Genomic DNA, 13,588 nt, shown 5'->3' on the forward strand with positions numbered 1-13,588 from the left:
ATGGCTATCGTTGATTGCCATCCGTAACGGAGCATGGGTTGCTCCGCCTGTAAACGTGCAAGTGATTGTAACAGCACGTTTACCGATGTCTACGAGCACAATTACGGGCAGTAACCACCGTCACTCTGATCTCAGCATAGCCTGGCTTTTAGAATTCGTTTCGCTGGCAATTTTATAATGTCTTTTAATGAGATGTATCGCCTTTGTTGCCATTGCCGCCAATTTAAGAGCATCCCCACGGGCATTTCATTAAAAGCCGCTACGCTTTATAGAAAGATCATCGTGTTGGAGTGGCTATGAAAGAAGTGGGCGAAGAAAAAATTGGCGAGAGTAATGAGGAAATTGAAATTGAAAGCGAGGAAAAAGAGCGCGGTGAGGAGATAGAAATCAATGAAGATCGCCTTCCTTCCCGTGCGATGGCGATCCATGAACATATCCGACAGGATGGCGAAAAAGAGATGGAGCGTGATGCCATGGCTCTGTTTTGGTCGGCCATCGCGGCAGGCTTGTCGATGGGCGCCTCACTCCTCGCCAAGGGCATATTCCATGTGCAACTGGAAGGGGTACCCGGTGGGTTTTTACTTGAAAATCTCGGCTACACCTTTGGCTTTGTGATTGTCATTATGGCGCGCCAGCAGCTGTTTACTGAAAACACCGTTACCGCCGTTCTCCCGGTGATGCAAAACCCTACCCTCGGTAATTTCGGTTTACTGATGCGTTTATGGAGCGTGGTGCTGCTGGGGAATATCATCGGTACAGGCGTGGCGGCATGGGCATTTGAATATATGCCGATATTCGATGAGCCCACCCGGGATGCCTTCGTGAAAATCGGTATGGACGTAATGAAAAACACGCCGTTCGAAATGTTCTCGAATGCCATCATCTCCGGCTGGATAATCGCGACCATGGTGTGGATGTTTCCTTCCGCGGGCAGTGCCAAAATTGTCGTGATCATATTAATGACCTGGCTGATAGCACTGGCTGACACCACGCACATCGTGGTCGGAACCGTTGAAATCCTCTATCTGGTCTTTAATGGTACGCTTCACTGGAGCGATTTTTTCTGGCCGTTCGCCCTGCCGACGCTGGCAGGCAATATCTGCGGCGGAACGTTTATCTTCGCACTGTTAAGCCATGCGCAAATCCGTAACGACATGTCTAATAAGCGCAAGGCCGAACAGAAAGCGCGGGAAAACGATGATAAATCTGCAAAAAAATCGGCCTGAATGGTGACTCTTTGAGCAGTCAGGCGGCGATGAGCTTAACGCAAAGTGTAAATGAGGCTATACTCGTGCCGCCTTGTCCCCTTAGTTAAATGGATATAACGAGCCCCTCCTAAGGGCTAGTTGCAGGTTCGATTCCTGCAGGGGACACCATATACCCCCTCTCCTGATGTCTACCAGACTCAAGAAAACTCCCTTATAAACAGTGATACACTCTCTCCTCTTGCTACCCGATCTCAACCGACCTCGCGCTTTTTCAATCGCTCTTTTGGTCCTGATGGTTACAGCTGTGCCTACTCAGGGATAGTCCGCTTTAAGAATATCAAGTTGCTCATCGCGTCAGATACGACCACTTTGCACTCCAGACGTCTCCACCATCACCCCTACCGCATCTGAAGTCCGCTCTGGTCACTCAGTCATCTCGGCAACAGACTGAATCGCATAAAATTTTTAGCACCATTTTACTCTGGTGAATTCCGTTTTATTTCAGCGTATCGGGCTGCCAGTTGTTTCAGATGCATCTCCAGCTGAGACCTCGCAGCTGCAGGTAAAGGTACACCAGGAGGATTTTCTGACAAGATACGCAGTTGCTCTTCAGCCGGAATGGACTGGTTAAAAGACTGCCGGACGGAAAATACAACGGACTTCAGTTCACTGACCGTCATGTACTTGCCTTTCTGCTCATCAAGCCCGTTCAGCCGGTCACTCAATTTTTGTAGCGTTGACATCCCCTTATACCAGCCATTGAGCTGTTCTACCGGTAATGCGGCAGCATTAAGATGTTGCTGCCACTGTTGTATCAGGGGTTTTGCTTGCTCCGGCCACAGCACCTGAGCCTGTTCTGTAAGTTTTCGGCTGTAAGTAATACTCCAGTCAGGAGGTAATTTATCCAGTCGGGCAAGCTGCTGCTGTGTTTGTTCTATCATTGTTTGTGATGACGGAGATTGCTGACGCAACATATCCAGTTTTTCAGGCGCGAGAGGTGCAGGTAACGGAGCCAGTGAGGCAGCAAGCTGAGTCTGTAGCGGGTCTGGCCGGTGAAGAAATTGCCAGCTCCACACTGCGCTCGTACTTATTATCAGCATGGTACACATTCCGGCAGCGAAGGATTTCCACTTTTTTACCTGAGTGGGCATTGCCGTCAGTACTTCCACATTTGGGTGGTGTTCTGGCTGTGCAACGAATACCCACTTCACTGGGCTGTCTGGCGCTGGGGTCTCTTCAGAGAGACTACCGGTATGAGAGCCTGTTGATATGACTGCACCATTCTTTACGGTGGCAGGCAGGACAATCCCAGACTGAATATTCGACCCGGTACCGGTTGTATCGTTGCTGTTTTCCAGCCGGACAGCGCTGTTGTGCATCAGGGAACGCAACGTATCGAGCTGGCTCAGATGCTTAAGCTCCAGACGTTGAAGCACCTCCCCCAGACTGCCAAGCAGTTGCTCAGCCCGATACAGTTGTCTGAGGTCGCTGTAATTGAGCGGGAGCGAGCGCATCCGCTGCTGAAGACGCTGGTTCAGACTGCTGAGGATTTCCATGCGGGCATGTACCGGCTGCGGCCACAGTGTCCCCCACTGATGGCTTATCAGCGCATCCAGTATCGCCAGGCCTTCATTGAGGCCGAATAAGCCGGCCAGCTGCGTCCGTGCCAGCGTGTACCAGGCCGCCGTCTGTAGCTCCACACCGTTTTGCTCAAACAGTGAAAGGCAGAGTTTTTCGGCATAACGCCAGTTCACATCCGGACGGGCCGGATGTGTCAGCTTACTCAGTTCATCACGCAGGGCGGCATAATCCGCTAACGTGCGCGGGTCGCCACCGGTTTTTAGTTTACGTGGAGTGATGTCATGCATGACCAGTTGTCCATTTGACATATAAGGAGCTATAGAAGGTTATTGTTTCTGCAATATCAGCCAGACTTTTACTGACAGATGGAGCCTGCGCGGGCTGTCTGATCTTACAGGCGGGTCGTCGTGTCGAGATAATGCTGTTGCTTAAGATGTCGCAGGAGAACCCGCCCTTCTGGCATAAACTCGGTGCCATAGCGCACCAGACCAACACCTTTGAGTTCGGCATCAATGGCATAGCGCATTTCGCCCGGGACGTCCTGCTCCAGCAGGACAACCGTTATTTTTTTCAGACGAGGCTCATATTTGAGCAAAACAGCCGACAGGGTGCCCATCAGCTCATGGGCAGTGCCCGGCATGCCCTGCAGAATTTTTGCCATATCCGGCAAACCATAGTCCGGCAGATGCGCCAGCGAGCCCGCACGGCTGCTGAGAATACGCTGCATGTTGTCGAGTACGGACAGAATGACCTGGTTCTGCTCACTGACCTGATGCAGGTCGAGGCTGCCGGTAAAGTTACCGTAGAGCGTTTCATACAACGAAGGACGGGCTGACTCACTCATCTTTCAGCGCCTGCAGGGTCAGCCGGTTATTGCCCGCTTCAATCACCCGGGCCTTATCCGGATCAAGGTCATCGCGGCTCAGTACCACGCGCCAGGTATTGTTCACCTGATCCGGTGACATAAACATCCCGGCTACTGCCACATACTGAGCGTCTTCCTCCATTGGCATATCGACCGTCACCGCGCCGCCCGGCTGCAGGCGGATATCCTTTTCGGCCACCTGGTCAGCCCTGATAGCCTGACTGTCGGTTTTAAACAGTGACGGGTAATCCGTGCTGTCGAAGGTCTTTCGATCTTTCAACTGATAAATTCTGACAACAGTGGACAATGCCACTCCGCCGGCATTGCTGTTCACGCCTTCGCGGGCGCGTATATCCAGATGCAGGGTTTTTACCTGCTTATAAAAAATCGACCTGGTCACAGCAACGGTGCCGTCTGTCACTTTTTGAGTCAGCCCACAGCCCGCGAGTATCATTGTGATACCAGCGACCAGCGCAGCCAGAGGAAATTTACCAGCGGTAATCGCCATCTTCATCGGTCTCCCTGCGGTGAATATTTTCTTGTACCCGCTCATAGCGGCCAAGATTGATGGTTATGGTTTTGGGGTGCGCGGTGATGTTCACCGCATTCAGCGGTCGCATAACGGCAGTGCGGCCCAACTGTACTGCGCCAGCTTTAGGATGAATACTCATCGTCGCGTCCGGCAGCAGGCTACGGTCGACACACAGCTGCAGGCGGACATCAAGCCGTGACCCAAGATACACGTGCAGCAGCGCCATCAGGTCCGTGTGAAGCTCCCCGCCCGGTAACCAGCCCTGCACTTCATCCGGGTCGGTAGTGGCCAGACGCATCAGTACCTGGCTGTTCACCTCGGTGGCATAGTTGCCCATCACCGGACGATTTGTCAGGGTGACAGGCTGGCTAACGCTCATGGTCAGGGGCTTCTTCAGCGGCACACGGCGTTTATCATGGTGCCAGATTTTCGCCTGCGTGTTGGGTGCCAGCAGACGCACCAGCGAGGTCATACCTTCCCCAGTCCGCCCCGGCAATAGCATGACCGGCAGCAGCGCCAGAAAGCGTGAGGCTGGCGTCGCTATGCTGTCTGTGCATCCATCAATTCCTAGTCCGGCAAGCCCCAGAAGGTACTGCGAGGTTTTGTCTTTCCCCCCTTCCTCAAAGGTTGCCGGATACGAATATTTCCGCCAGATGCGGTAGTACTGGGCAATCAGTCGGTGGTTAAAGATATCGAGGAAATCCGCAGTGGCTTCATACCCTTCCCGCCGCTGGGTGATGTCATCAATGTAGTGTGTCGGCAGCGGAGACTCCACGCCGTAGAGCCCCATAAAGGTGATACGCACCGTCGGTGGAAGATGCGAATGCTCAGACTGTTCAATCCCTTTGATTTCAGATGCCGGGAAGCCCATGCCCGGATGGGGCCGGAAGCGTACCGGTTCATGACGTACCTGCCAGGTGCTGCCCGTAACCGGTTTGTCAGGCTGGCTCTGTTCCAGTAACTGGCAGAAGCGGTAAAAGTTGATATATGGCAGCCGATCGCCCAGCCGCTTTATCAGCCTGGCAGGCGCGGACTGTGATTCTCTTTCCACCGGATGCATTTTCCTTCTGGCTGAACGATGAGTGTGAGCTGGTTGAACTGATTCATATCGGCATACAACGAAAAGAACCGGTTAAGCATTTCACCAAACAGGTGAATATCGCCCTCACCGGTGAAGCCGTTGCTGTCGAGGGTCACTTCGATATCCAGCCCCCGCAGCAGGTAGCCCTGCTCAAAACGTTGAAGGCGGTGGTGCTCAACATGCTGTATCGCTTCCAGACGCCGGGTGTTCAGCTCATCTTCCTGCCAGTTATAGAGCGCAAGCGTCCCGCGTAGCACTTCGGCGGTGCTCATCATGTTCAGGAACCCGGAGCCCAGGTGGCTCAACACCCTCCAGTGGAAACGGTCTTCCGCAGGCGGGTATACCGGCAGCGTGGGCTTACAGAGGTTGTGAACCGTCAGTTGCGTATCCACCACCTGCTCGCAGCGGTCCAGCAGCGTGCTCTGCAGTGCCCGGCGCGGTAACTGACCGTTGGTACCCGTGATTTGCAGCGAGACAGCTTCGCGCTCAAACAGGCGGTCATCTTCCCACTGGTGCCCGCCAAGGATAAGCCAGGTGTCATATAGCCCAGTGATGCCACGCTTTACACGGGTGTGGTAATACCGGGGCGGCGCATAACGGCGCATCATTCCGCCCTTGTGGCGGAAGCTGCTGAACGGCACGTATTCGGCATCACGAGTCCTGTTTGAGCCGGTGACAGAATCGACGGCATAAATCTCGGTGTGTCCATCCTGCAGCCGTTTAGGGCGCAGCAGGTACTCACTTTCCAGCCCCGTAATGGTGAGCGGATCCGCCTCCAGCGTGAAAAGGTTAATCACTGGCACACAATGCAGACGAACCGCGTCATCGGTGACCGGCAGGTCTGATGGCCACGGCGTATTGAACACGACCTCAATGTCGAAGTACTCTGCCCCGGCAGGTGGCGTGATACCGTCCAGACCATTGAGGTGGACAAACATAAACTTGTCGCGGAAAGTGAAGTACTCCAGCAGCAACTGGTAGCCACTGAAAGCGGCGTCACCTTTCGGCCACAGGCCGTCCTCTTCAGCAAACCCGCCCGGCGAGAAATAACCGTCAAGCCGGATACGATCAGTCTGCCCGGGCAGGCGCATGTACAGCGCCGCCTGCCGTTTGGTGAGCATCAGATGTAACTGGTTGCTGACGGGGGCATCCGCCCCGAGATACAGGCTCAGACGGCTTAGGTCAGCACTGGACCAGTCTGCCTGGCTGCTGCAGGCAAAGCGTATCCGCAACAGCGACCGACCGTCGGGTTCGGTTGTCATGGTAATGCCCGAAACCCCCAGGGGATTAAGCCTCACATCCTGGGTGGTACGGTAACGACAGACGGTGTTCTTTGGCCCTACCGGACGGGAATATATCTCAAGACCCGCTGGCACCACTTCTGCCATTTTCATCGCATGCGGCGCAGGGGTAAATGCCACTACCGAGAGCGACGGAATAGTGCGTAGATAGTGTGGCCAGAGCATGCTGACCAGCCCTTCTGTCAGTTCCGGCAGATCGTCATCTATCTTTTCACGCAGGCGCCCCATCGAAAAAGCAAAGCCTTCGAACAGGCGTTCAACATACGGATCTGGTGTACCGGCCTTGTCGAGGTCCAGCATCGCGGCGCGATCGGGGTGGGTTTGGGCAAATTCTTTCGCGGCCTCACGCAGGTAGCGCATTTCCGCGTCGTAATAACGCAGGGTCAAATCTTCCATTTATTCAATTCCTGTGGATTTAACCGCAAAGTACGGCGGCGCGGGCAGGATCGACAGCGATCAGCCCGGCAAGTAACTGGTCCATTACGGGTATTAGTCGGGCCTTATCAGCCTCACTGCGACCGGCTTTCAGGCGCAGGAGTTTCAGATGGCGGGCGTGGACTTCAAACAGCAGTTCTGGCTCCCACTCAGTGAGAGTGACCTCGCCAGCGCGCACGCCCAGCTCAGCAAACAGATGCACCGCCAGTTCATTTTTTCCGTACTGCTCCGCGATACGCCCCATCAGCAGGCGCAACAGCCACTGCTGTCGGGCAGTGGTGACGCCAGGGCGGTTCTGTAGCCAGGCCAGCGCCATATCCGGGCCTTCACTGTCCGCCAGGGCCATCGCTTCCGGCTCCAGTGCCAGAATGTCATCGTTGCCGCCGGACATCCGTGCCGAAGCTGTGTCATTACCCCACCCGCCACTGGTATCCAGCACGCTTTGCTGGATCCAGTTCAGCGTCACTTCATCCGCAAACGGGGTACCGTCACTGAAGGCAAGCGTTTCGAGCCCGGATAACCGGGCCAACAGTCCTTTCAGGTCAGCGGCAATGATGTCGGCCAACGCCTCCTTGCCGGACTTCGTCAGCGCCTGATGGATATACCATTGCAGATCCAGCCACAGGTGATTGGCACCGCGGGAAAACGTGCTGTCTGCTGTTTCCAGCATCTCAGCCCAGTTCTGTTGCAAGTAGAGGCGTTTGAGCAGTGCTCGCTGATCCGCTCTTGGTGGTTCGATGCGGGTACGACCCTGCGCATCCGGGGCAGGAATGGCCCGCAGGGTGTCATGGCGCAGGCTTTTCATCAGATGGTGTGCTGACAGCCAGCCATCAGGCTGCTCTCGGAGGTATTCAGTGAGTGTGCGGGCCTGGGCCAGCAAATCCTGGCCTGAAGTGATTCGCCCGATTGACGGCGCATCGCTGTGACTCACCGGAGGAGGGTTTTCTCCTGCGCTGGCATTCTGCGGTACCACGGCATCCACACCGCCGGCTTTCTGCAGACGACTCTCCAGCGCACCGTACAGCGCATTAAGTTCCGGCCGTGTTTCATCCGGCTCATTTTCAGTCAGCTGCGCTATCAGCAGCAACGCCCCGGTAGTACGCACAGCCTGTTCCCTGACTACTTCCGGGTACAGGAAAAGAGAGTCAGTCATGCGCGAACCCGCCAGCCACTCCAGCGCCGCCTTACGGCTGCGATCACGCTGCGGGTGCAAATGTGTACCAAAGCGCTCCAGCATACCACCCAGCAGTTCGAGTCCTTCTGCCAGCCCCTGTTCACCCTCGCGGTGCAGCTTTGCCCAGCAGTAGTAGGTGGCAACACGGATATCTTTGGCAGTCGTGGTCAGCAGTTTCTCTGCAAGCCGGCAGATGAGCTCAGTATCCGCACCGGAAAGTTTGTTAACCTCCTCGCGCATCTGCTGGAAATCATCGTCATAACCCGGGTCTTCGCCCACGGGGGATGATCCGGTCAGCGGCAGCAGCCAGTTATCCCACTGCGCCACATGCTCACGGGTGGCGGCAAGCAGTGGTGCCTGCTCTGCCTGACAGGTACTGAGTAAGGCATTTAGCGTGCTCATCAGTACACCTCTCCGTCGTCACTGGACACGTCTGCCACCGGGTCTGACGATGCGACACCGGTGGTACTGAAGATGGTTTCCGGCAGACGGAAATTACGCAGCTTCAGCAGTGCCAGCGGGCCTTCTCCCGCTTCGGTACGCAGGGTGTAATTGAGCGAGCGACCATCCTGTGCTTTCCAGCTCAGGCTGTAGCTGCTGCCCACGCCCGGATAGGCTTTAACGCTGGCTTCATCGAGCAGACGGATTAGGCCCCAGCGCCCCGGTATATCCGCGTACTGACGGGTCCCGGCCTGAGTACTAATCCAGCTCAGGTTCGCGCCGGGGGCTTCCGTATCTGCAGGCCACGTGAAGCGCTTCCACACCGGCATTTGATTCACGTAGGTCAGTTTCTGGCTGTCAATAATCATGTCGGTCTGCATCACGCCATCAGCGGTGCCCGGACGAAGCTCAAAGTTCATGCCAGCATTGCCTTCCGTGAAGGCCACATCCGAGATGTGGCTCAGGGTGTTGATGGCATTGAGGAATGCTGGATTAAACACCAGCCCCTGCGAATTGATGCTGTCCGGTACCCAGTGGTTGCCCTCTTTATGCAGCACGCCCTTAAGACGGGTCTGCAGGAATTGGGCGATACGCCCGGAATCGGCATTCAGATATTTAGCCAGCAGCGGCAGAGAAACATCACTGCTGGAGTTATTAAACGGATAACGGCCCCCAAATGCACTGTTCCACTCCGCCACCACCGCCTGCTGCCATTGGGTATTGAGGCTGTCGGCTGCCGGGGTCAGCACCTGCTGCCAGGCCTGCTCCATCGGGTTTACAAACACCGAGCGACCGAAGCCACTCCATTCCTGGCCCAGACCGGCGGCCATCAGGCTGCCGTAGTCACGGGTTTCGGTGAGGTCCACGGCTTTACCCTGGAATACGGTCTGGGCAATGGTCTGGGTCATTGCCTGCGGGTCGGCGGCATTGGTCACCTGCTGCAGGCGCAGACGCACCTGCGTCACGCGGGTCAGGAAGGACTGCAGACTTTGCCCCTGTACACCTGAACGGTTCTTGTCCATCAGCGCCAGTACCGGGCCAAAGGTCGCATCCAGCGGACCATGAACGCCGGCACTCTGGTCAATGGCATCATTGTTATCACCGCCGAGCAGATTTTTGGCCGATTTCACCAGGGAATCCGAAATGGCTTCGCCCGTCTGCCCGGTACGCCCCTGCACATTCAGGGTGTTCATCAGCGCAACCAGAGGTGACTGACGCACATCGGCCATCAGGGTGAGCTGGTCAATTGAATCAGACAGCGTGGTGGCCCGGTTCCATCGCAGGCTGTTCAGAAATGCCAGCCAGGCTCCGCCAAAGTCAGCAAAGTACCGCTCCGTCAGGCGCTTTTTCAGTGCTTCCGGGGAGGTTTCGTCCTGCGTTTTCGCCTGACGCCTGCCGTCAGTGAGCACCCAGTCGAGTTCGTCCCGGCGGGCCTTCACCACCTTCTCGATGGCAGGCTGCACCGCCTGCTCCCAGGCCTGGCGGATAAACATCCCCGGCACGACTTCATGAGTGCTGAACAGACGGGATGCATCGGTATCGCCGGTCATGTCTTCGAGGCGCATATCGACATACAGGTGTGCCACCCCGGAGAGCATCTTCTGGTACAGAGCCGATTCGCTGTTACGTACTCCCATCAGGCGAACCAGCAGGGAGCGGGCCTGGCTGACCATGTTTTCATCGGCACGGAGTTTCCACTCCGGGTGCGCGACCAGCTGCGCGCCCCAGAACGACAACAGAGACGGAGCCATCCCCAGCCAGACACCGTCTTTCACACCGTTACGCTTCGGCCAGTCATTCAGCAAAGCAGAGCTGAACCAGGCGGCATCCATATGCTCCGGACGCGCCAGCATCAGGTAGAGTTTGAGCTGGTCATACGTGCTTTTTGCCATCTGTTCACGCAGCGGGCTACCCGGCGGCAACGCATTAAAGGCACTGACCTGCATCTGCAAATGGTCAGCAGCCGCATCCCGCAACAGCGGCAGAGCGCTGTCCTGATAACGTGGCCAGAGGGCTGCCAGCAGGGCGTTATTCTGGCTCAGCCCAGCCTGCTCGTACCACGGCACGCCGTGTTCAGACCGGTATTGCAGACGGGCCAGCGTTTTCTGTAGCTCAGACAGCGCGTGCAGACGCTGTTCCAGCGGCTGGTTTTGTCGTGCGGCAAGTGCAGCCTGGGCATTCGCACCGTCAATCTGGCTGCGGTTGGTCACGTACGCTGTCCCCATCCACGCCGCCCAGCCCACCATTGCCACGGCGACAGCAGATGCCAACAGCTTACGCCATGGAATGCCTGGCTTGCGCGGACGCAGTCCGGCAGGAAGTGTCCGGACTGACTCCGGCAGAACCTCCCAGCGATTATCCATGCCCCAGTGATGCGCCACTGCGCGCTCAGCCCCCGCAGAAGGCTGGCTGAACACCACACCGGCCAGCGGCAGCGGTCGGTACGGATTGAGCATCACCGACAGCGGTGTGGTCACGCTCTGTGGCTCACGAATGAGCTGGTCGGCAAGCGCCAGTAAGAAGTTATGTTTCACTTCACCGCAGGTCTGCTGCAGGCCCAGTGAGGTCAGTTCCGGCGCCAGGGCGGAGAGTTGCTCTGCTAGTCCTTCGGTGCGACAACCGGCAGGCAACAGACAGCCGGCTGCCTGTACAACCCGTCCTTCCGGCTTACCTGCTCGCGGGTGCAGGGACCAGACATACAGCGGGATCTGCCAGCCAAGCGCTTCCATACGTGCGCTGATGGCGTGAGACAGGGAATCCATGGTGCTTTCAGACGGTACCGTCAGCGGCAGCTCCAGCCCAGGTGCTGACAGCTGGTCAAAGGCCGAGGTGACCCACACCATGCCATCCACCGGACGGCGGCGCAGTTTGCGCAGTGCGGTCAGACAGGCACTGTCTGCTGGCGTGTTGAGGTCACCGCCCCACAACAGCAGCGTGCCACGGTCTTCCTGCCAGAGCTGGTCCGTAAGACCCGGAGTCAGTTGATCCACCTCAGTGACGGTGCCAGTGACCAGCAGGATGCGTGTTTTACGTCCCCAGCGCCGACCGTAGAGGTTACGCATGGCGTCACGGATGGTATCAACGGTGACATTGCGTGGTGCAGTCTGCTTGACGCGACCTTCATCAGCCGGCAGGACATTCTTTCTCTTAGCCTGAAAACGATGCCAGCCCTGTTTGATGGCAAGGCTAATTGTCTTGCCATGACGAAGCATCAGTAACAGAAATAAAGCACTGGCAAACGCCAGGCTTTTCGTGACTGTAGTGTGCAGCCCAATCTGGTCGCCAAAATGCCAGATTAACCAGGCAATCCCCCCTGCTATGAGGGCAGAGAACCCCAGCCGCCCCCACCCTCCACGCCATGACGAATTACCTGTTGTCATTATCTCTGTTCCCTGTTTGCACTGTATTGATAAATTTCTGCTCGCCATCTGTAGAAAGCATCAGGCAGTCTGCTTTTTGTATATTCACGATATCGCTGGCTACTGCGGCCATTATCCATGGAGAGAAGGGGCCGCTGAGCCCGGCATATTTTTCCAGCCAGTGGAGTTGGCCAGGTTTCCATTCACCGCCATAACTTTGTGCTGCTTCAAGCAGACCGGAGAATGCATTTCCCCATTCCACATTGTCGCCAACAATACTGGCTGTGGCGCAGGCCTGAGTTTGGGTCGAGAAAAACGTATCCAGTGATTCATCGATATCACCCATATTTAACAACATTGGCCGTAGCAGGCAGGCATCATGTATAAGTTGATATTTAGTGGTAACATCATCTGATGTCAGCAACAATGAGGCCAGAGTGTCGCTATAACACTCTTTCCCCTGAGTCTGATGCACCAGAATAAGCTCCACATCCAGCGCTGGCGATTTGATCCGCTCTTCCAGCCAGATAAAGGTCTTTGCGGTCTGTATATTCAAAACAGGGACAGGTCGCAAAGGAACTTTGTCCTGCCAGACCTTTGCAAATGCGTCATGAAGTATCAGAGGATCTACCTGCGAATCCGTCAGCAAAGAGGCATTGAGGGGTAAATCTGCTGGAACCTTGGCTAGGGCATCACTGGCACATTCAAGTAGTTGTGAAAAGCAGTTTTCTGGAGTTGGGTGATGTAAACGCCGCGTCAATGTTGTTTGCTGCATTTGCTCAGCAGGGGCCTGTAAAAAAAGATATGGCGTCAGAGCACCCGGAAAAATGACACTGCCATGAAGCACAGCAATGTTTCTCCCGGCCCATTCAGTCCATTGTTGCTGGGCGTAATCAGCCTCATTAGCCTCGAACTCGTGCTTATTAAATGCACTATTGAAGAGCCAACCCCGCAGGCAAAGGAAGAAAAACCAGATAACTATGGGGCTTGCTGTGACGACCCAAATATTAAATCCCTGTAAAGGCCCTGAAAGCTTATTAGCATGCAGGACAAACAGCATCACACTCCCTACAACTGCAACAACTCCCAACATTAGCCACAGAACAAAGGAAGGCTCTTCTGGCTTCTCAAATACCGTTGATTTCTGACGCTCCCAGCTCATTAATTATCCTATTACACAATCCGGTGCGCTGGATATCAGCTGACAACCACATTCACTGCGGCAGCCATCCACAGCAATCGCTTTACCGTCTGAGGACCATTCAGGCGAACCTTCAATAATAGAGTTTATGCCATGGCCAATTATCGGACAGCTAACTTTATCCCCAATTAGTGCAACCATTTTACCATTAACAATCATGGTCGAAGATGCTGAAATCACCTGACCACCATGTGTAGTTTTATCACCGAGTAATACGAAACCTTTAGACATGCCAATCTTCCTTTTACTTTATAAAAAAAATAGTTAATTGACTTGCTGTACATTTTCAATAACCGTCCAGAAAACCAGATTCGGATCTTTCTCTGGCGATATCTTCACAAATTACTGAGATTCAATAGTTCTTATTGCCTGCACAACCGCATCAACGTCACTTCTTGCCGAACCACAGA

General features: G+C 55.3%; 10 protein-coding genes and 1 tRNA gene. 2 read left to right on the forward strand and 9 right to left on the reverse strand.

The window, feature by feature from the left end:
* Positions 1-296: 296 nt before the first annotated feature.
* Both BH714_RS12125 and BH714_RS12130 read left to right on the forward strand, forming a co-directional pair.
* Positions 297-1,226: a formate/nitrite transporter family protein gene (locus BH714_RS12125; protein WP_032680539.1), complete on the forward strand. Its 930-nt coding sequence runs from the start codon at positions 297-299 to the stop codon at positions 1,224-1,226.
* A gap of 75 nt (positions 1,227-1,301) precedes the next feature.
* A tRNA-Arg gene (locus BH714_RS12130) sits at positions 1,302-1,376 on the forward strand.
* 308 nt (positions 1,377-1,684) lie between these two features.
* On the opposite strand, the gene BH714_RS12135 is transcribed toward BH714_RS12130, so the two are convergent.
* The 9 genes from BH714_RS12135 to BH714_RS23640 all read right to left on the reverse strand — a co-directional run bounded on the left by BH714_RS12135 (position 1,685) and on the right by BH714_RS23640 (position 13,409).
* Entirely contained in the window at positions 1,685-3,076 is a 1,392-nt protein-coding gene (locus BH714_RS12135) for a VasL domain-containing protein (RefSeq protein ID WP_040018056.1), read from the reverse strand.
* 104 nt (positions 3,077-3,180) lie between these two features.
* Entirely contained in the window at positions 3,181-3,633 is a 453-nt protein-coding gene (gene tssE / locus BH714_RS12140) for a type VI secretion system baseplate subunit TssE (RefSeq protein ID WP_040018058.1), read from the reverse strand.
* Positions 3,626-4,162, reverse strand: coding sequence for a type VI secretion system lipoprotein TssJ (gene tssJ, locus BH714_RS12145; RefSeq protein WP_074148086.1), 537 nt, complete (start codon positions 4,160-4,162; stop codon positions 3,626-3,628). Before tssJ ends, tssE begins: the two co-directional genes overlap by 8 nt.
* Positions 4,143-5,246, reverse strand: coding sequence for a type VI secretion system baseplate subunit TssG (gene tssG, locus BH714_RS12150; protein WP_040018061.1), 1,104 nt, complete (start codon positions 5,244-5,246; stop codon positions 4,143-4,145). The genes tssJ and tssG overlap by 20 nt, the downstream gene beginning before the upstream one ends.
* Positions 5,201-6,964, reverse strand: coding sequence for a type VI secretion system baseplate subunit TssF (tssF, locus tag BH714_RS12155; protein WP_040018063.1), 1,764 nt, complete (start codon positions 6,962-6,964; stop codon positions 5,201-5,203). The genes tssG and tssF overlap by 46 nt, the downstream gene beginning before the upstream one ends.
* Positions 6,965-6,983: 19 nt before the next feature.
* Positions 6,984-8,579 (reverse strand): type VI secretion system protein TssA, encoded by a 1,596-nt coding sequence (tssA, locus tag BH714_RS12160; RefSeq protein ID WP_040018065.1) that lies wholly within the window; start codon positions 8,577-8,579, stop codon positions 6,984-6,986.
* Positions 8,579-11,998 carry an ImcF-related family protein gene (locus BH714_RS12165; protein ID WP_040018066.1) on the reverse strand — a complete coding sequence of 1,140 codons (3,420 nt, stop codon included), beginning with the start codon at positions 11,996-11,998 and terminating at the stop codon, positions 8,579-8,581. Before BH714_RS12165 ends, tssA begins: the two co-directional genes overlap by 1 nt.
* Entirely contained in the window at positions 11,985-13,139 is a 1,155-nt protein-coding gene (locus BH714_RS12170; protein WP_040018067.1) for a hypothetical protein, read from the reverse strand. Before BH714_RS12170 ends, BH714_RS12165 begins: the two co-directional genes overlap by 14 nt.
* 3 nt (positions 13,140-13,142) lie before the next feature.
* Positions 13,143-13,409 (reverse strand): PAAR domain-containing protein, encoded by a 267-nt coding sequence (locus BH714_RS23640; RefSeq protein ID WP_072040321.1) that lies wholly within the window; start codon positions 13,407-13,409, stop codon positions 13,143-13,145.
* Positions 13,410-13,588 lie beyond the last annotated feature (179 nt).

The organism is Enterobacter ludwigii, from assembly GCF_001750725.1.
Taxonomy (GTDB): domain Bacteria; phylum Pseudomonadota; class Gammaproteobacteria; order Enterobacterales; family Enterobacteriaceae; genus Enterobacter; species Enterobacter ludwigii.